21 protein-coding genes are annotated in these 18,891 nt (G+C 59.3%); 13 read left to right on the plus strand and 8 right to left on the minus strand.

Annotation, left to right across the window (positions count from 1 at the left end; all coding sequences use genetic code 11):
• Positions 1-36 precede the first annotated feature (36 nt).
• From Q4577_RS05360 to Q4577_RS05370, 3 genes are all read left to right on the plus strand, one after another.
• On the plus strand, positions 37-693 hold the full coding sequence (locus tag Q4577_RS05360) for a 50S ribosomal protein L21 (RefSeq protein ID WP_303471575.1): 657 nt from the start codon (positions 37-39) through the stop codon (positions 691-693).
• A gap of 13 nt (positions 694-706) precedes the next feature.
• The gene (gene rpmA, locus Q4577_RS05365) at positions 707-976 is read left to right on the plus strand and encodes a 50S ribosomal protein L27 (RefSeq protein WP_303471572.1); all 270 of its coding nucleotides are present in this window, start codon (positions 707-709) and stop codon (positions 974-976) included.
• A gap of 323 nt (positions 977-1,299) precedes the next feature.
• Positions 1,300-1,842 carry a GNAT family N-acetyltransferase gene (locus tag Q4577_RS05370; protein WP_244687142.1) on the plus strand — a complete coding sequence of 181 codons (543 nt, stop codon included), beginning with the start codon at positions 1,300-1,302 and terminating at the stop codon, positions 1,840-1,842.
• 71 nt (positions 1,843-1,913) lie between these two features.
• Here the strand turns inward: Q4577_RS05370 and Q4577_RS05375 are convergent, their stop codons facing one another.
• A complete protein-coding gene (locus Q4577_RS05375; protein WP_303471569.1) occupies positions 1,914-2,771 on the minus strand; it encodes an SDR family oxidoreductase in 858 nt (285 codons plus the stop codon).
• A gap of 16 nt (positions 2,772-2,787) precedes the next feature.
• Positions 2,788-3,363: a TetR/AcrR family transcriptional regulator gene (locus Q4577_RS05380; RefSeq protein WP_303471567.1), complete on the minus strand. Its 576-nt coding sequence runs from the start codon at positions 3,361-3,363 to the stop codon at positions 2,788-2,790.
• A gap of 209 nt (positions 3,364-3,572) precedes the next feature.
• Between Q4577_RS05380 and obgE the strand changes: the two genes are divergently transcribed.
• The 3 genes from obgE (at position 3,573) to Q4577_RS05395 (ending at position 7,108) form a co-directional block, all read left to right on the plus strand.
• On the plus strand, positions 3,573-4,610 hold the full coding sequence (gene obgE / locus Q4577_RS05385; protein ID WP_244687134.1) for a GTPase ObgE: 1,038 nt from the start codon (positions 3,573-3,575) through the stop codon (positions 4,608-4,610).
• Entirely contained in the window at positions 4,598-5,701 is a 1,104-nt protein-coding gene (proB, locus tag Q4577_RS05390; protein ID WP_303471565.1) for a glutamate 5-kinase, read from the plus strand. The genes obgE and proB overlap by 13 nt, the downstream gene beginning before the upstream one ends.
• A gap of 141 nt (positions 5,702-5,842) precedes the next feature.
• Positions 5,843-7,108, plus strand: a complete 1,266-nt coding sequence (locus Q4577_RS05395; RefSeq protein WP_303471562.1) for a glutamate-5-semialdehyde dehydrogenase — start codon at positions 5,843-5,845, stop codon at positions 7,106-7,108.
• A gap of 80 nt (positions 7,109-7,188) precedes the next feature.
• Here the strand turns inward: Q4577_RS05395 and Q4577_RS05400 are convergent, their stop codons facing one another.
• The gene (locus Q4577_RS05400; protein WP_244687130.1) at positions 7,189-7,812 is read right to left on the minus strand and encodes a histidine phosphotransferase family protein; all 624 of its coding nucleotides are present in this window, start codon (positions 7,810-7,812) and stop codon (positions 7,189-7,191) included.
• A 24-nt stretch (positions 7,813-7,836) separates the two neighbouring features.
• Between Q4577_RS05400 and Q4577_RS05405 the strand changes: the two genes are divergently transcribed.
• The 3 genes from Q4577_RS05405 (at position 7,837) to Q4577_RS05415 (ending at position 9,802) form a co-directional block, all read left to right on the plus strand.
• On the plus strand, positions 7,837-8,019 hold the full coding sequence (locus tag Q4577_RS05405) for a DUF3553 domain-containing protein (protein WP_303471558.1): 183 nt from the start codon (positions 7,837-7,839) through the stop codon (positions 8,017-8,019).
• Between the two features lie 125 nt (positions 8,020-8,144).
• Complete coding sequence (locus Q4577_RS05410) at positions 8,145-8,960, plus strand: GNAT family N-acetyltransferase (protein ID WP_303471660.1); 816 nt, start codon at positions 8,145-8,147, stop codon at positions 8,958-8,960.
• A complete protein-coding gene (locus tag Q4577_RS05415) occupies positions 8,957-9,802 on the plus strand; it encodes a 1-acyl-sn-glycerol-3-phosphate acyltransferase (RefSeq protein ID WP_303471554.1) in 846 nt (281 codons plus the stop codon). Before Q4577_RS05410 ends, Q4577_RS05415 begins: the two co-directional genes overlap by 4 nt.
• On the opposite strand, the gene Q4577_RS05420 is transcribed toward Q4577_RS05415, so the two are convergent.
• Both Q4577_RS05420 and Q4577_RS05425 read right to left on the minus strand, forming a co-directional pair.
• Positions 9,799-10,419: a thiamine phosphate synthase gene (locus Q4577_RS05420; protein WP_303471552.1), complete on the minus strand. Its 621-nt coding sequence runs from the start codon at positions 10,417-10,419 to the stop codon at positions 9,799-9,801. The two genes, Q4577_RS05415 and Q4577_RS05420, sit on opposite strands and share 4 nt — an antisense overlap.
• A 53-nt stretch (positions 10,420-10,472) precedes the next feature.
• Positions 10,473-10,817 (minus strand): TfoX/Sxy family protein, encoded by a 345-nt coding sequence (locus Q4577_RS05425; RefSeq protein ID WP_303471550.1) that lies wholly within the window; start codon positions 10,815-10,817, stop codon positions 10,473-10,475.
• Positions 10,818-10,921: 104 nt separating this feature from the next.
• On the opposite strand from Q4577_RS05425, the gene Q4577_RS05430 reads away from it, so the two are divergent.
• A complete protein-coding gene (locus Q4577_RS05430) occupies positions 10,922-11,722 on the plus strand; it encodes an RNA methyltransferase (RefSeq protein WP_244687120.1) in 801 nt (266 codons plus the stop codon).
• 71 nt (positions 11,723-11,793) lie between these two features.
• Here the strand turns inward: Q4577_RS05430 and Q4577_RS05435 are convergent, their stop codons facing one another.
• On the minus strand, positions 11,794-12,108 hold the full coding sequence (locus Q4577_RS05435; protein ID WP_244687118.1) for an SH3 domain-containing protein: 315 nt from the start codon (positions 12,106-12,108) through the stop codon (positions 11,794-11,796).
• Between the two features lie 228 nt (positions 12,109-12,336).
• Here Q4577_RS05435 and ctaA point away from each other — a divergent pair, with 228 nt between their 5' ends.
• Together ctaA and Q4577_RS05445 are read left to right on the plus strand one after the other, a co-directional pair.
• Complete coding sequence (gene ctaA, locus Q4577_RS05440; protein WP_303471546.1) at positions 12,337-13,485, plus strand: heme A synthase; 1,149 nt, start codon at positions 12,337-12,339, stop codon at positions 13,483-13,485.
• Positions 13,482-14,957: a carboxypeptidase M32 gene (locus tag Q4577_RS05445; protein ID WP_303471544.1), complete on the plus strand. Its 1,476-nt coding sequence runs from the start codon at positions 13,482-13,484 to the stop codon at positions 14,955-14,957. The genes ctaA and Q4577_RS05445 overlap by 4 nt, the downstream gene beginning before the upstream one ends.
• 57 nt (positions 14,958-15,014) lie before the next feature.
• On the opposite strand, the gene Q4577_RS05450 is transcribed toward Q4577_RS05445, so the two are convergent.
• Positions 15,015-15,425, minus strand: coding sequence for a DoxX family protein (locus tag Q4577_RS05450; RefSeq protein ID WP_303471542.1), 411 nt, complete (start codon positions 15,423-15,425; stop codon positions 15,015-15,017).
• 102 nt (positions 15,426-15,527) lie between these two features.
• On the minus strand, positions 15,528-18,266 hold the full coding sequence (gene gyrA, locus Q4577_RS05455) for a DNA gyrase subunit A (protein ID WP_303471540.1): 2,739 nt from the start codon (positions 18,264-18,266) through the stop codon (positions 15,528-15,530).
• Positions 18,267-18,460: 194 nt separating this feature from the next.
• On the opposite strand from gyrA, the gene Q4577_RS05460 reads away from it, so the two are divergent.
• Complete coding sequence (locus tag Q4577_RS05460) at positions 18,461-18,730, plus strand: usg protein (RefSeq protein WP_244687110.1); 270 nt, start codon at positions 18,461-18,463, stop codon at positions 18,728-18,730.
• Positions 18,731-18,891: the final 161 nt, after the last annotated feature.

An 18,891-nucleotide genomic window follows, 5' to 3' on the forward strand; every position in this document is an offset into this window, starting at 1 on the left:
CGGGGCCACAGAACGCGGTAACAAAGGAAGACCAGGATGTTCGCAGTCCTCAAAACGGGCGGCAAGCAATATAAAGTTTCTTCGGGCGATACCCTTCGCGTCGAGAGACTGGCTGCTGATGCCGGCGAAAAAGTTCAATTCAACGATGTGCTGATGCTGGGCGGTGATTCCACCGTCGTAGGCTCGCCGCTGGTGGCTGGTGCCGCCGTGCAGGCCGAAGTGATCGACCAGATCAAGGGTGACAAGGTCATCCACTTCGTCAAGCGCCGTCGTAAGCACAGCTCGAAGCGCACCAAGGGTCACCGTCAGAAGCTGACATTGATCCGCATCACCGACATTCTGGCCGAAGGCGCGGATGCATCCGGCGTCAAAGCTGCGATCGGTTCCGGTTCGGTTGCTGCTGTCGCAGTTGCGGCAACAGAGCCGAAAAAAGCGGCTGCACCGAAGGCTGCTGCAAAGGCTGAAACCGCTGCTGCTCCTGCCGCCGCCGCGGGTGCCGACGATCTGAAAGAGCTTTCGGGTGTTGGCCCGGCGCTGGAGAAGAAACTGCACGAAGCGGGTGTCACATCCTTCGCGCAAATCGCCGCCTGGACCGACGCAGAAGTCGAAGAATTCGGCGAAAAACTGTCGTTCAAAGGCCGTATCGAGCGTGAAGGCTGGATCGACCAGGCCAAAGCCCTCGCTGGCAAATAAGGAGTAGAGACCCATGGCACATAAAAAAGCAGGCGGTTCCTCCCGCAACGGTCGCGATTCTGCCGGACGCCGTCTTGGCGTGAAACTCTATGGTGGCCAACACGCCATTCCGGGCAACATCATCGCGCGTCAGCGCGGCAACAAATGGTGGCCGGGTGAAGGTGTGGGCGAAGGCAAAGATCACACAATCTATGCCACGGCCGAAGGCCAGGTGACCTTCCGCAAAGGTTTCAAAGGCCGCACGTTTATTTCGGTCCTGCCGATGGCGGAGGCCGCGGAATAAACCGATCTAAGGTTTGCGACGCAAATTTGGGGGATCGGCGATGCCGGTCCCCTTTTGCGTTTTGGGATTGTTCCAAATGCTCGATCAATCAGTCGAACAAAGGCCGCAGTCCCTTGCATGGTTGGCACATCATGGCCATCTGAACGGCAGGTGTTCCCTGATTGAATTGACCCATGCACATACTATTCCCAACGCGGTTTTGATCTGATCTTTTGTGCCCTGACAGCAACGACTTGGGAGAGGTCGGTCGCTGTTGGTGTTTGAAAGCAAAACCGTAGATTTTGCCAGTTTTCAAAAGTACCAAGGAATTTGAGGAGGAGCCGATGACAGCCCAGGATCACATCGTCACACAGCCGGTGATCGAAACCGAACGCGTGGATCTTCGCCCATTGCGGCGCTCTGACATGGGGCTGATTGAAATGCATGCCGCGGACGAACGTGTGGCACGGATGACGACCTCTATTCCGCATCCTTTGCCGCCCGGCGTCACGGAATCCTTTGTCACCCGCGCGATGGTGTCCGACCCGGACGAGGTTGTTTGGGCAATGGATGGCGTGCGTCTGGATGGCCCCGAAGTGATGGGGCTGATCTCGCTCGACCGGATGGACCGCAACCAATCCGAAGTGGGCTATTGGGTTGCGCCGGCGTTCTGGAATACCGGGTTGGCATCGGATGCGGTGCGCGCCCTGGTCGAGGCAAATCCGCTCGACAATGACACCATGTTCGCCAGCGTGTTTCAGGACAATCCGGCCTCGGCGCGGGTGCTGATCAATTGCGGGTTCGCCTATATCGGCGATGCCGAAAGCTATTCCGTCGCCCGCGGTGGCCAGGTGCCGACCTGGACCTATTTGCGCAAGCTGCGTTAGGGCGTAGACGGCATGAAAAGGGGCGGCACACACGGCGCCGCCCTGTTTGATGTCAGCCCGAAAATCCGGTATCAGCCCAGAAAACGGTCATAAACAAGGTCGCGAAGCTTGCGGCCGTCCGGGTCCAGACCGGTTTTCAACTGCGTAAGATCATTGGCCCAATCCGATGTGCGGATTCGGACCGGCGGCTGGGCGCTGTTCATCACATCCATGACCACCTCTGCCACGTCATCCGCTGTCTGATAGGCCCCGTCGCCACCAGCGCGGCTTTGCGCGCCTGCGACATATCTTTGCAGAATGGGCAGGTATTCATCATCCAGCATCCCGCCGGTTTCCGAGATTTGTTTCAACACGTTATTGGCAAATTCCGACGCGATCCCACCGGGTTCGACCGCGGTAAAGTGAATGCCGAACGCCGGGGTGACATAACATGCCAACGACTCGGTAAAGCCCTCTACCGCGAATTTTGCACCGCAATAGATCTCGTTGAACGGCTGGCCAACCAATCCGCCAACGGATGAGATATTGATCACATGGCCGGCGCGCGCCTTGCGCATATGTGGCATCACGGCCTTGGTTGTGCGGACCACACCCATAAAGTTGATATCAAGAATACGCTGAATGTCGGCTTCGCTGGCCTGTTCGACATTGCGAGCAAACCCAAGGCCGGCATTGTTGATCAGCGTATCAATCCGGCCCTGTTCGGCAATCACCTGATCCACGGCGGCGGTCACGGTGTCGGTGTCTTCTACATCCAATTGAAGCAGGTTGAGGGTGACGCCGGCCGCTTGTGCCGCTTCAAGCAGGGTGTCTTTGCGGTCCAGATTGCGCATGGTGGCATATACGATGTGGCCGGCCTTGGCGGCCTGAACCGCAATTGCGATCCCCAACCCGGTCGAGGTGCCGGTGATCAGAATGACTTTGGTCATGGTAGGTCCTATGATGTCAGTTGGATTTGATCGAACGCCAGACACGTTCGAATGTGGTCTCAAGGATGTCCTGTGGCACGGGCCGGCCCGAAATCACCGATTGGCGGGCCAATTGCATGGCCGGCGCGGTGAGCAGAAGCGAAAGAATGCCGGTTTCCACCGGGGCCAAAGTGCCGTCGTTGACCCCACGCCGCATCAGTTCCGCAATATCGGCGGCATAGCCATCGACGATCTGCTGTTGCTCCGGCGTCAGGATCTTGGCCGCGCTGCCATAGTCGAGAAACAGGAATTGTTCGGGTTTTTCGGTGACGAAATCGAACATGGCAAACCACATCTGCCGGATCATGGCCGCGCTGTCCGGGGCAACATGTGCCGCGATCAGCCGGGCATGGAAGTCGGATTTGACCTCCATATACACCTTGCGCAGCATGTAGTCCTTGTTTTCGAAGTGCACATAGATGGTTCCGGCCGAAACCCGGGCCCGGCGCACCACGCCCGCAATAGAGGCTTGCGGAAACCCCATTTCGACCGCTTCTGAAACCACGGCATCGCGCAGCTTTCGTCTTGTTTGGTCTTTGGTGGTGCGTGGCATCGGGGGCCCTCTGGCTGCAAATGTAGCATCTGTGGGCTTGTGCGCCACGGAGGTGAAGTATGATAATGAATATTCATTATCAATTGGCGCGGTGCCAAGATCACGGAAACGTGCGAAACAGGGGCTGACAGGCCCGCAATGTGCAGCAAGGCTTGAGGCTTGCCGACATTTTCTCTATCGCCAATGCCAGACATCAACGGGGCCATGCCATGAAATTTCTCGATCTCGCCAAAGTATACATCCGCTCCGGCGGCGGCGGTGGCGGTGCGGTCTCGTTCCGGCGCGAGAAGTATATCGAATATGGTGGCCCGGACGGCGGCGACGGCGGCAAGGGCGGTTCGGTCATCATCGAAGCGGTGGATGGTCTGAACACGCTGATTGATTTCCGCTATCAACAGCACTTCTTTGCCAAGAACGGCCAGCCCGGCATGGGCAAGCAGCGCACCGGCAAGGATGGCGATGACATCATTCTGCGCGTGCCCGTCGGGACCGAGGTTCTGGACGAAGACGAAGAAACCCAGATCGCCGAGCTGATGGAAGTGGGGCAGCAGATTGTCCTCGCCAAGGGCGGCAATGGCGGTTTTGGCAACCTGCATTTCAAATCCGCCACCAATCAGGCCCCGCGCCGGGCAAATTCCGGCCAGGAGGGGGTAGAGCGCACCATCTGGCTGCGGCTGAAACTGATCGCCGACGCCGGGCTGCTGGGTCTGCCCAATGCCGGCAAATCGACCTTCCTGGCTGCGACGTCCAATGCACGCCCCAAGATCGCAGATTACCCGTTCACCACCTTGCACCCGAACCTTGGCGTTGTCGGTGTCGATGGCGCAGAATTCGTGGTTGCCGACATTCCCGGCCTGATCGCCGGCGCGCACGAGGGGCGCGGCATTGGCGACCGCTTTCTGGGCCATGTCGAACGCTGCGCGGTTCTGCTGCATCTGGTGGATGGCACGTCCGAAACAATTGCCGAAGATTATCAGACAATTATCGGCGAGTTGGAGGCCTATGGCGGCCATCTGGCGGACAAGCCGCGTGTGACCGCGCTGAACAAGATTGACGCGCTGGACGACGAGGAACGTGCCGAGGCCAAGGCAACGCTGGAGGCCGCTGTTGGCGGGCCGGTCTTTGCCATGTCCGGTGTGTCGCGCGAAGGTCTGCAAGAGGTGCTGCGCGCAGTACGTGCCGAGATTACCGAGGACCGTCTGCGCCACAAGATCGCAGAAGAGGAGCCCGAGACGTGGCGTCCCTAGGCAAAGCGCGCCGCATCGTCATCAAGATTGGCTCGGCGCTTTTGGTGGATCGCACGACCGGTGCCCTGCGCCAGGACTGGCTGCATGCGCTGGCCGAAGATGTGGCCTGGCTGAAACAACATGCCGATGTGATTCTGGTATCCTCCGGCTCTATCGCCTTGGGGCGGGGGGCTTTGGGGCTTGGTTTGACGGAGCTGCCGCTGGAGCAGAGCCAGGCTGCCGCCGCCGTGGGCCAGATCCGGCTGGCCCGCGCCTATGAAGAGGCGCTTGCGCCGCATGATCTCATCACGGCGCAGGTGCTTGTCACCTTGGAGGATTCCACCGACCGGCGGCGATATCTCAATTCCCGCGCCACTTTGGAAACGCTGATCTCGCTTGGGGCGGTGCCGATCGTCAATGAAAACGATACGGTGGCCACCGACGAAATTCGCTATGGTGACAATGATCGCATGGCGGCGCAGGTCGCCGCGACGGTGGGGGCGGATGTGCTGGTCTTGTTGTCGGATGTCGACGGATTTTATTCCGCCAACCCGGCGGTGGACCCAACCGCAACCCGTTACGACGTGATCGACGACATCACGCCCTCAATCGAAGCCATGGCTGGCGATGCCGGATCGGGCCTGTCCAAGGGCGGGATGAAAACCAAATTGATGGCTGCCAAAACCGCGACGGCAGCGGGCTGTGCCATGGCCATCACCCATGGCGAAAAACTGCGCCCGCTTCTGGCTTTGGAAAACGGCGCAAATGCCACCTGGTTTTCGGCCCATATTGATCCGCAAGCGGCGCGCAAACGCTGGATTTCTGCGATGAAACCGCGCGGCGAGGTCACCCTCGATGCGGGGGCCGTGCGGGCGTTGATCGACGGCAAAAGCCTGCTGCCCGCCGGGGTCCGCGCCGTGAGTGGCACCCATGGCCGTGGCGATCCTGTGGCGATCCTTGATCCGGCGGGGCACAAACTGGGGCAGGGCCTGTCCAGATATACCGCCGCCGAAACCCGAAGCATCAAAGGCCACCGTTCGGACGAAATCGAGGCTTTGCTTGGCTATCCGGGGCGCGCGGTCCTGATCCATCGTGATGATATGGCGCTATAGTCATTCTGCACGATGACTTGGCGCTATAGTCACTTCTCACGTTGATTTGACGGTTTAGTCCCGCCGTTCATCTGACTATAAATATCCCCGCCGGAGGCATGAAACTCTCTGACGCAACGCCCACCAAAAGGCACACCGCTTATGAAAGACCTTGCAGATATCCCCGCGCTTATGGCTGACATCGGCGCCCGCGCCAAAACTGCCAGTGCCGAACTGGCCTCTGCCAGCGCCGAACGCAAACACGCCGCCCTGATCGGGGCCGCGGATGCGGTCTGGTCCAGCCGCGCGGCGATCATCGCCGCCAATGCCAAGGACATGGAATTTGGCCGCGACAAGGGGCTGAGCCCGGCAATGCTGGACCGGCTGAAGCTGGACGAAAACCGGGTGCGTAGCATTGTTGACGGGCTGCGCGCGGTGGCCGAGCAACCCGATCCGGTGGGCGCGGTCCTGGCGGAATGGGATCAGCCCACAGGGTTGAACATTCGCCGGGTGCGCACACCGTTGGGTGTGGTCGGGGTGATCTATGAAAGCCGGCCGAATGTGACGGCGGATGCCGGGGCGCTTTGCTTGAAAGCGGGCAATGCCGTGATCCTGCGCGGCGGATCCGAAAGCTTTCATTCCAGTCAGGCGATCCATGCCGCGATGGTCGAAGGTTTGAAATCTGCCAATCTGCCCGCAGATGCGATCCAGCTGGTGCCGACCCGGGATCGTGCGGCGGTCAGCGCCATGCTGTCGATGGTGGATTTCATTGATGTCATTGTGCCGCGCGGTGGCAAGGGCCTGGTTGGATTGGTCCAGCGTGAGGCCCGTGTGCCGGTTTTCGCCCATCTCGAAGGCATCGTGCACATCTATATCGACAAAGAGGCCGATCCGGTCACGGCCTTGGAGGTGGTGCTGAACGCCAAAACCCGGCGCACCGGCATCTGCGGCGCGGCGGAATGTCTGTTGATCCATCGCGATATTGTCGACACCATCGGCCAGGGTGTGATCCGCGCCTTGCTGGATGCCGGGGTCGAGGTGCGGGCCGACGAAACCCTGCAAAAGATCGACGGAACCATTGCGGCTGATGCCGATGATTGGGGGCGGGAATATCTCGATTCGATCATTTCAACCCGTGTTGTGGCCGATCTGGATGATGCAATTGCACATATCAGACAATTCAGCTCCAACCACACGGATTGTATCATCACCAGAGACGATACCGCCGCCGACCGGTTTTTCGAACGTATCGACAGTGCAATTTTGATGCGCAACGCGTCGACCCAATTTGCCGATGGCGGCGAATTTGGCATGGGCGCGGAAATCGGCATCGCAACTGGCAAGATGCATGCCCGTGGCCCGGTTGGGGCGGAGCAATTGACCAGCTTCAAATATCTGGTTGTTGGGGATGGCACAACGCGGGCCTGAATAGGGGGCTGGAATCGGGGCCTGAATTCGGGGCCTGATCCCGCCGCCGCACCCAAGCGATAAGTCACAAAGGCGCTGGATCACACGGTCAGTGTGATCACGCCGTTGCCTTGTGCCATTTCTGGTGTGCGGCCCTGATCGCGGGCCAGAATGGGCAACAGAATAAATTGAACATGGTTCGGGTCGAGGACCGGTTCCTCGGCTTGGGGATTTGCGGAATTCGCAAGGAATTCCAATTGTCCCCAATGGGCGGGGTCCGGCGCGACGCGTTCGGACAGGCCGGTGATGACCCATTGACCGGGATGATATTCCACCCGGATGACGCCGCCACGGGGCAGGGCGTTTTCCACACATTGCAGCGCCAGCAGTGCGAGCTGGACCTCGCGCCGGGGCAGGTCGCCACCGGGCACCCATTCGTAGACCACGCGCCCGGCCTTACCCAGGGCCTGCAACACCGCTGCGACCTCCTTGCGGGACACCAGGGCGTTGTCGCTGGCCGCGCCAAAGGCGATGCGGAAGAACCGAATACGGGCGCTGGCGTTGTCACAGCTTTCGGAAACCAGACGCAATTCCGGCCCGTCACGGCTGATCCCGCCCAGCGTCATCAATTCCAATCCGTTTGAAATCGCGCCCACCGGGCTGATCAGATCATGACAAATGCGCGAGGCTATCAGCGAGGCGAGCTTTGCCGTATAGGATGTCATAAAGGATCTCCTGAGGTGGCGATAATGAATGATTTGAATGCTCTACTGGAACCGGGAAATTTGGTCCGGCACCCGGATCGGCCGGAATGGGGAATTGGCCAGGTACAATCGAATATAGCAGGGAAGATCACTGTCAACTTCCGTGAGGCAGGCAAGGTTGTCATCGAGGGCAGTCGCATTGCCCTTGATCAGGTGTTTGACGGTTAATCTAGTCGGCCAATGGTTAATGTATCTTTAAGAGAGGCACATTGCCGATCACGGGGCCCGAAACCGTTGTCATTGATCGCCTCAGCGCCTATGACCCCTGCGAGGTGAAGGAAAGCGGAACGAAGATGACGACACCCGATTTTTCTGTCCGTCTGGCACAATCCCAGGCCGAGGTTCGTGCGGCTCAGGCACTGCGCTATCGCGTGTTCGTGCAGGAGCTCGGCGGTGGCGGTGATATGGTTGATCATGACGCCGGGTTGGAAATCGACCGGTTCGATCCCTATTTCGACCACCTGCTGTTGATCGACAAAAACCGCGCGGATGATCCCGTTGTGGGGGTCTATCGCGTGCTGCGCGATGATCAGGCCCGCGCGCTGGGGCAGTTTTACTCGGACGAGGAATATGACCTCTCGGCATTGTTGTCGTCGGGGCGGCGGTTGATGGAATTGGGCCGGTCCTGTCTGCATCGCGACTATCGCGGCGGGCCGGGGATGTTTTTGCTGTGGCAGGCGCTGGGGCGCTACGTGCAGGAACACAGCATCGAGGTTCTGTTTGGCGTCGCCAGCTTTCACGGCACCGATGCCGCTCCTTTGGCGCAACCGCTGTCGTCGCTCTATCACAACCATCTTGCACCGGAAAACTTGCGCGTGCGTGCGCGGTCAGCCCATTACCAACGCATGGATCTTTTGCCGCCGGAGCAGGTTGATCGGCGCGAGGCGATTGTCCAGACGCCGTCGCTGATCAAGGCCTATCTGCGTCTTGGTGGTTGTGTCGGCGAAGGCGCCTGGATCGACCACGCGTTCAATACCACCGACGTCTGTCTGGTGATGGATACCGCCCGGATGAACGCCCGCCAAAAGAAGCTTTATGCGGCGGCACCTGATGACACCAGCGATACGGCAAACCTGCGAAACCTCGGTGGGTTGGACGGGTTGAAATGACCACCACCTGGGTCAGCGATGTCCCACCGCCCCCGATCTACCGGCCGCGCGGGCTGGCTGACTGGTGGCGCGTGGCCCGGCGTGGCGTGCCGATGGCGGCGGTGATCGGCATCGGGGTTGTTGTCCTGATGATGATCCGGCTGGTGGAATGGCCGCTTTATGGCGCGCGGCGCCCACTGTCGCCGCATGTCACCGTGATGGTTTGCCGGGCAACGATCTGGTTGATTGGTATCGGTCGGGTTGTGCGCGGTCGCCCGATGCGGCGGCGCGGTGCATTTGTCGCCAATCACGTGGCCTGGCTGGATGTCTTTATGCTGAATTCCGCCCGCGACCTCTATTTCGTGGCCAAGTCCGAGGTGGCGAAATGGCCGGGGATCGGGTTTCTGGCACGGGCCACCGGCACATTGTTCATTGCCCGCGCGCGGCGCGAGGCCAAGGTGCAACAGGATCTGTTTCGCAGCCGCCTGCTTAGCGGGCATCATCTGTTGTTCTTTCCCGAAGGCACATCCACCGATTCCTGCCGGGTTCTGCCGTTCAAACCGACGTTGTTTGCCGCGTTTTTCGATGAAGCCCTGTGCCATGAAATGCATATCCAGCCGATCACGCTGGTGTATCACGCGCCGGCCGGGGGCGACCCGCGATTCTACGGCTGGTGGGGGGATATGGATTTTGGCAGCCATCTTCTGGCGATGCTCGCCACCCGGAAACACGGTTGGGCCGAAGTGATTTTTCACGATCCGGTCCGGGTGGATGATTTTTCCAACCGAAAATCGCTTGCCTTGGATCTGGAACAGACCGTGCGCCGGGCCCTGGAACAGGCCCGACCCGTCGCCAAATCTTAGGCGGTCATCACGCCATACAATGTCTTGATCCGCGCCACAGGATCACGATCGGACCAGATTTCGTCGCCAAGCGCAAAGAAATCGGTCATTGGCGCAAGTTCGCGAATAGACTGTTCGTCCAATCCGCCCTCTGCGACCACGGGCAATTCGATCACCTTGGACCACCAGTCAAACAGCTCACGCTCGACCACGGCACCATCGCCCAGGGCATTTTCGCCAACCGGCCCGAAACAGATATAATCCGCCCCGGCCTCGCCGCCGTTCATGCCGTCATGGCGCGATACGCCGGCATGCAGGCCGACAATTGCCTCTTCGCCCAATGTCTTGCGGGCGGCGCGCACGCTGTGGGTGTCATCCAGATGCACACCGTCCAGCCCCAGCCGTTCCGCCAGCAGCACATGGTTGGAAATCACCAGTGCAATATCGCGGGCATGGGTGATGTCACGGCACAGATCCGCCGCGCGTGCGATTTCATCTTCATCATGGCTGGCCAGTGCCAACCGCAGACAGGCGACGGGGACCGCATCAAGAACCGACTCCAATGTACTGCCATAGCTGGACAATTCAAATGACGGCGGGGTGACGAGGTAGATTTGCGGATGCTCGATCTCGGCCATTGCGGGCTCCAAATTCTTGATTGTTGTCCTATAGCGGGGATTCTCGGCAATGGCTACTTCGCAGGCAGCGCATCGACAAAATCCAATGCCAGCCGCAACAATCCCATCCGGGTGTCGTCGCGGTCGATGTCATCTTCATAAAGCTCGATCATCCCGCCCATTGGTCGCCCGGTAAAGGCCATGGGCTGGGCACCCTCCAGCGCCAATGCCGCATCTGCACCGCCCTTGCCAACCCGGTACATAAGCCCGCGTTTGTGAACGCCGCACAGCATATTGCCATTCAGCATCACGCAGAGGCCGCCAAACATCTTCCGTTCCGACAATTCCGCAATGCGTGGGCCCAAAGCCGCGCCAAGGTCTTCGTTCATCAGGGTCTCGAAACCGGGATCATAGGCCATGGCGCACCTCGTTGTCGCAAAAGATCTTGGCTTTGCCCATAGTTTACCCAGCAAGATGAAGCGGGGGAATTGCTCTTTTTGGCGGTGTTGCGTATTTGGCGGGCATGAATGAACGCCAGACATATCACCCGCAGCCCGCCATTGTCCTTGTCCGCCCGCAAATGGGCGAAAATATCGGCGGGGCCGCCCGCGCGATGTGGAATTTCGGATTGGACCGGATGCGGGTTGTTGCGCCGCGCGACGGTTGGCCGAATTCGCGCGCGATTGCCATGGCATCCGGGGCCGGTCGGCTGTTGGATGATGCCGGACACTTTCCCACCACAGCCGAGGCCGTGGGCGATTGCACCTTTGTCTTTGCCACCACCGCGCGCCAGCGTGGCCTGACCAAACCCGTGGTCAGCCCGGAACGCGCGATGCAGATGGCGGCGGAAAAGATTGCCGCCGGTGAAAAAGTGGCGGTGTTGTTCGGGCCGGAACGCGCTGGGTTGGAAAACGACGATATCGCGCTGGCCAATGCGATCATCTCGGTGCCGGTCAATCCAGAGTTCGCCTCGCTCAACCTGGCGCAATGCGTTCTTCTGACCGCCTATGAATGGCGGCGTGCCAGCACGGATGTCACCCATGAAAGCATGGAAATGGCGAAAACGGACTGGGCCAGCACGATCGAAATCGAAAAACTGGCCCAACATTACGAAGATCGCCTGGACACCGCCGGCTTCTTCTTTCCCGAGGCCAAGGCAGAGGGCATGAAAATCAACCTGCGCAACCTGTGGAGCCGCATGCGTCTGACGCGGGCGGATGTGCAGATGTTGCACGGCGTCATGCGCCAGATGGTGCGGTGGAAGGAACGCGGCAGCGGGGAAATGGGCCGCGACACATCGGATGAACAAAAGAAAACGGACTGACCCGAAGGTCAGCCCGCTTTGGCTCTCCGAAGCCCCGGGCCGGTAATTGACCGGGGCTTTCGGATCGGGGCTTAGTAGCCGCCGCCATAATATTTCTTTTTCTTCGGCTTGTATGTGTTGTGGTGGCATTCATGCTTTTGCAGGTATTTCGCCGACACCCAGTAGTAATGACCTTTCCAGGACACTTTGGCCCAGCCTTTGTGGTATCCGACGACATGGATCCGGGTGCAGGAATGTACTTTGCCGATGACATCGTAATATGTGCCGGGGCCGGAGCGTGCATTCAATGTGATGCCATGTTCGACCCAGTATGAAGTGGCAGAGGCGGTTGTGGCAGCAACACTGGTTCCAGCAACGAGCAGGGCGGCGAGAAGAAGATTTTTCATGGCTAGGTCCTTTTTGTGAATGTGATCAAACTTGGTTGGCGGTAGGTTAATTTCTATGCACTCAATCTAGCCCAAGCGCGGCATTACGCTAAGTCATGAATACCTGACCATGGAATTCCAGACCCTGGACCAGCACGAGGGCAGGTGGTTGAAGCCGGTCGCGCACCGGCCTAGTGTCCGCCAAAAGAGGATCTGGCCGACGCAAGATCCGGCCAAACGGAGACCTGAATGGCACAAAAACGCAAATTGTTCGAAGAGGTGGGGGCAGAGAAACCCGCCACTGCGCCGCGGGCGACCGGCATGATCGACAGCGGCAAACGCGGGGCACGGGGGGCGGTGCGGATTTGGCTGATGCTGCTGTTCGTGCTGGTGGTTGCCATGATCTTTGTGGGGGGGCTGACCCGGCTGACCGACAGCGGGCTGTCGATCACGGAATGGAAACCGGTGACCGGGGCGATGCCGCCAATGTCCGAGGCCGCCTGGGACTCTGAGTTCGAGAAATACAAAACCATCCCGGAGTACGAGCTGCAAAACAGCGGTATGACGCTGGAAGAGTTCAAGACGATCTATTGGTGGGAATGGGGCCATCGCCAGTTGGGCCGTTTCATCGGTCTGGTCTGGGCGATCGGGTTCTTCGGTTTTTTGGTCTTGCGGAAAATCCCGCCGGGATGGACCGGTCGGTTGGTGATCCCCGGCGTTTTGGGCGGTCTGCAGGGCGCTGTTGGCTGGTGGATGGTGTCCTCTGGTCTGGAAGGCACGATGCTGGATGTGGCCAGCTATCGTTTGGCCACGCATCTGGGGCTGGCCTTTGTGATTCTGGGCGTGCTGGCGTGGTATATCTTTCACCTTGGCCGCGAAGAACGCGCCTTGATGCAAAGCCGCCGCCACCGCGAGGCAAAGCTGTTTTCGATGGGCACCGGGTTGATGCATTTCGCCATGTTGCAGATCCTGATCGGGGCGCTGGTCGCCGGGATAGATGCCGGGCGCAACTACACCGATTGGCCGCTGATGGCGGGTGGATTCTTCCCGCCGTTCCCGTTCGACATCACCCCGGTCTGGCGCAATTTCTTTGAAAATGACGGGCTGGTGCAATTCATGCATCGCATGGCCGGCTATCTGTTGTTCATCTTTGGCATTGTGGTCTGGCGGCGGTCGCGCAAATCGCCGAATGGCCAGACCCGGTTTGCCTTTAACGCCGTTCTGGCGGTGATGACCCTGCAGGTGGTTCTGGGCATTGTCACGGTGCTCTACTCTGCGCAATTGCATATCGCCATCACGCACCAGCTGGGCGCTGTCCTGCTTTGGGTGTTGATCCTGCGGGCGCGGTTTGCGGCCGGTTATCCCACATCTGACAGAATCCAAGGAAGCATAAGATGAGCGCCTATGACGATCTGATGGCGTTTCAGCGCCAAACCGAAGCTTTGGGGCAGGTGGCCGGGCGGCTGGGCTGGGATCAGGAAACCATGATGCCGCGCGGCGCCGCCGATCAACGTGGCGAAGAGATTGGCGCATTGGAAGAGGTGCTGCATGCGCGCCGCACCGCACCAGAGCTGGGCGCATGGCTGGCCGAGATCGACGATGCCGGATTGGATGCCGTGGGGCAGGCGCAGATGCGCCATATCCGCAAGAACCATGAACGGGCCTCGAAAGTACCGGCCAAACTGGCGTCACGTCTGGCGCGCGTCACCTCGGTTGCCTTTGGTAAATGGGCCGCGGCGCGCGAAGCCGAAGATTTTTCGGCCTTTGCCCCGGTGCTGGCCGAGGTTGTCGCGCTGCGCCGCGAAGAGGGCGCGCATATTGCCGATGGCGGGGATGTTTATGACGCGCTGATGCAGGGGTATGAGCCGGGCGCAACTGGCGATCAGATTGCCGGGATGTTCAACGATTTGCGCCCCGGTTTGGTGGCGCTTCGAGCCTCGGTTCTGGATTGTCCGCCCGCGCCAGAGGTGTCGGGCGATTTTGACGAAGCCGCGCAAATGGTGCTGAGCCGCCGCGTCGCCGAGGTTTTTGGCTATGATTTCGACCGCGGGCGCATCGACAAGGCGGTGCATCCCTTCAGTTCCGGCAGCGGATCGGATGTGCGCATCACCACCCGCACGGCGGCCGATGATCCGTTCAACTGCATTTACTCTACCATCCACGAGGTCGGCCATGCCTGTTACGAACAGGCCATCGACGCCGATTATGCGCTGACGCCGCTGGGCGCTGGCGTGTCGCTGGGCGTACATGAGAGCCAGAGCCGGATCTACGAAAACCAGCTGGGCCGGTCGCGCGCCTTTTGTCAGTGGCTCTATGGTCAGATGCGCGATGCGTTTGGGGATCTGGGCGTCAAAGATGAAAATGCGTTTTATGCGGCTGTGAACCGTGTGCATCGCGGCTATATCCGCACCGAATCCGACGAGGTGCAATATAATCTGCACATCATGCTGCGCTTTGATCTGGAACGCGATCTGGCCCATGGCAAGCTTGAGGTTGCGGATTTGCAGGATGCCTGGAACGCGCGTTTTGCCGCCGATTTCGGTTATGAGGTCGACAAGCCGTCAAATGGCGTGTTGCAGGATGTGCATTGGGCGGCGGGCCTTTTGGGCTATTTCCCGACCTATGCGCTTGGCAATGTCTATGCCGGCTGTCTGCATCAGGGGCTGCGCAAGGCGCTGCCGGGATTGGACGATCAACTGGCGGCGGGTGATCTGACACAGGCTACGGGATGGCTGCGCGACAATCTGCAATGTCATGGCGGGCTTTATGCGCCGCGTGATGTGGTCGAACGCGCCTGCGGGTTCACCCCGTCCGAGGCACCGTTGCTGGGCTATCTTCAGGCGAAATTCGCTGATCTTTACGCTCTTTAAAACGAATAGGGCCGCCGATATTCCGGCGGCCCATTCCTTGATTGTCGTGCGCGGGGCTCAGGCTGTGGCCGCCGTGGATTTGCCGCCAATCACAGCGTCAACCGACCATTGGCCTGCACCGGCCAGCGCCAGCGCCAGATAACCGCCGCCCAAAGCCAGGTTTTTCAGGAAAATTGTCATCTGCATCTGATCTGCGGGGACAAAGTGGTAAAGCACACCCGCGGCGATGCTGAAGCCACCCAGCGCAAGTGCGGCCAAACGTGTCTGGAACCCGACCAGCAGCGCGATACCGCCAAGGATTTCCAGCAGGATCACCGGCCAGGCCAAAATCGCCGGCACGCCGCCCGATGCCATATAGCCCGCAAAACCGGCGACATCGCCAAGTTTGCCAACACCGGCCAGAATAAACATCGTGGCCAGCAAGATACGGGCCACAAGCAGCCCAAGGTTTTGTGTCGTGGAGTTCATTGGAATGTCCTTCCGTTGTGCATGTCTGACGCCGATATGGCATTGTGCACAACGGAAAGGAATTCAGGTAATTTTAACAGTTACTGCGCACGAATGCACAGATCATTCTTCTTGGTCGTCATCCTCGTCGGATTCGGCGATCCAGGCCACGCTGACCACTTCTTCGCCTTTGCCGGTGTTGAACACCCGGACGCCGCCCGCGCTGCGCGACCGGAAGGAAATCCCCTCGACCGGCACGCGGATCGACTGGCCGCGCGATGTGGCCAACATGATCTGGTCGTCCATATCCACCGGGAAACAGGCAATGATCGGCCCAGATGGCAGGCCCTTGGTCCAGGCGGTCACGCCCATCCCGCCGCGCCCGCGCACAGGGTAGTCATGCGAGGATGAGATCTTGCCCGCACCCGCCGCCGAAATCGTCAGGATCAGATCCTCGGCCGCAGACATTTCCGCATAGCGTTCGGTGGACAGCTGGCCAGCTTCGACCGCTTCTTCCTCATCATCCGAGGCCTCGTCTTCGGTGATCCCGGCCATCAGACGTCGTTGTTTGAGGTAAGCCACACGCTCTTGCGACGAAGCCTCGAAATGTCGGATCACCGACATCGACACAACCTTGTCACTGTCCGAAAGTTTGACCCCACGCACGCCGACCGAATTGCGGCTGTTGAACACCCGCACATCGGTTGTCGGGAACCGGATGGCCCGGCCCGCATTGGTCACCAACATCACATCGTCATCCTCGGAACAGATGCGGGCATTGATCAGCGACATGCCGGCATTCTCATCCTCGAACTTCATCGCGATCTTGCCGTTGGCCTTGACGTTGGTGAAATCCGAAAGCCGGTTGCGGCGCACCGTGCCCTTGTCGGTGGCAAAGACGATTTGCAGGTCGTCCCATTCCTTTTCATCGCGATCCACCGGCATGATGGCGGCAATCGACACCCCGGTCGGGATCGGCAGGATGTTCACAATCGCCTTGCCCTTGGCCGTGCGTCCGCCCAGCGGCAAACGCCAGGTCTTGAGCTTGTACGCCATGCCGTCGGTGGTGAAGAAAAGCAATTGGGTGTGGGTGTTGGCGACAAACAATGTGGTGACCACATCGTCATCCTTGGTCGACATCCCCGAAAGCCCCTTGCCCCCGCGTCGCTGAGAACGGAAATCGGCCAGCGGGGTGCGTTTGATATAGCCGGTCTGGGTGACCGTCACGACCATATCCTCACGCTCGATCAGGTCTTCGTCTTCCATATCACCGGACCAATCGGCGATCTCGGTGCGGCGGGGTACGGCAAACAGCTCGCGCACCTCGGTCAACTCATCCGAGATGATGGTCATGATCCGCTCGCGCGAGGACAGGATATCAAGGTAATCCTTGATCTTGCCGGCCAGTTCTTCCAACTCGTCCGTGACTTCCTTGACCCCGATCTGGGTCAGGCGTTGCAGGCGCAGCTCCAGGATTGCGCGGGCCTGCGCCTCAGAGAGGTTATAGGTGCCATCGTCGTTCATCGTATGGGTCGGATCGTCAATCAACCGGATATATCCGGCAATCTCTGCCGCAGGCCAACGCCGTTCCATCAACTTGGTGCGGGCCTCTGCCGCATCGGCCGAGGCACGAATGGTGGCAACAACCTCATCCACATTGGTGACGGCGACGGCCAAACCACAAAGGATATGACTGCGTTCGCGCGCCTTGCGCAGAAGATATGCGGTGCGACGGGCGACCACATCCTCGCGGAAATCAAGGAACGAGGTCAGGAAGGCACGCAAGGTCAGCTGTTCCGGCCGACCCCCGTTCAAGGCCAGCATGTTGCAGCCGAAATAGGTCTGCATCGGGGTAAAGCGGAACAGCTGGTTCAGCACCACCTCGGGCGTGGCATCGCGTTTCAGCTCGACAACCACACGCACCCCATTGCGGTCACTCTCGTCCTGAACATGCGCAATGCCTTCGATGCGCTTTTCACGCGCGGCTTCGGCGATCTTTTCGATCATCGACGCCTTGTTCACCTGATAGGGGATCTCGTCGACAACAATGGCGTAGCGATCCTTGCGGATCTCTTCGACGCGGGTCTTGGCGCGAATGATCACGCTGCCGCGCCCCTCAAGATAGGCTTTGCGCGCGCCGGAACGGCCAAGGATCATGCCGCCGGTGGGGAAATCCGGGGCGGGCACATAGTCGATCAATTGTTCCGACGTCAGATCGGGGTCACTGATCAGCGCCATGCAGGCATCAATCACCTCACCCAGATTATGCGGCGGGATATTGGTCGCCATGCCGACGGCAATACCGCCCGCACCATTGACCAACATGTTGGGGAAACGGGCAGGGAGGACAGTGGGTTCCTTGTCCTTGCCATCGTAGTTGTCCTGAAAATCGACGGTTTCCTTGTCGATGTCCGACAAGAGATAAGCCGAAGGTTTGTCCATCCGCACTTCGGTATAGCGCATGGCCGCGGCATTATCGCCATCCATCGACCCAAAGTTGCCCTGACCGTCCAACAGCGGCAGCGACATCGAAAAGTCCTGCGCCATACGCACCAAGGCATCGTAAATCGCACTGTCGCCATGCGGGTGATACTTACCCATCACATCGCCAACCGGACGCGCCGATTTGCGATAGGGCTTGTCATGCGCGTTGTTGGTTTCGTGCATTGCATAAAGAATGCGCCGATGCACAGGTTTTAACCCATCGCGCAGGTCCGGGATCGCCCGGCTGACAATGACCGACATCGCATAGTCCAGATAGGACGACCGCATCTCGTCAGTGATCGAAACCGTCGGGCCATCATACCCCGGTTGCTTCGGGTTTTCTTCTTCGTTCTCAGGAGTTTGGGGCGTGTCGCTCACGTGTACTTCACCGCTTTTTGTCGGTTTCTATATATTGTTAGCGCAGACTATATCAGAGACAGGATATGGGGTGCAATCGCTGGTTTGACCCGTTTTGGCAGCCACGCCAACAGATTGATAACATGTTGTTTTTATTGAAAGTTGACGAATTCTTGGCATGATTCCCGACAGGTAACAAAAGAAGGAGGCAAATCATGCAGATGAGCGAGACCGAAATGATGTTGCGCGGGTACGGTCTGACCACCGCAGAATTCTTTTACCGGATGCCGGACTACGTCCATGTGCTGAACAGCTATGTCTGGCAGGATTATGATACGGCGCCTGACCACCCGCGTCTGTTCAAGTTCATTGAATTTTGGCAGGACGAGATCGAGGGCCCATTGCATTCGGTGAGCTTCACCCACCGCAAGATGATAGGGCCGGGTGAATGGCAAAATGTGGTGGGTGAGTTCACCTATCATTGATGTTGCGTCGGCTTCGCCGCCGCGCGGGAGGGGGCCAGCCCCCTCTTGGCCTTTGGCCAATTCACCCCCGGGATATTTCTGAACAGAAGAAGTAACGGACCATTAAGGTTAATCGCCATATGCTATTATCGCGGTACAGGCGGGGACGCCGATGGCCGTAA

The organism is Marinovum sp. 2_MG-2023, assembly GCF_030548265.1.
Taxonomy (GTDB): Bacteria; Pseudomonadota; Alphaproteobacteria; order Rhodobacterales; family Rhodobacteraceae; genus Marinovum.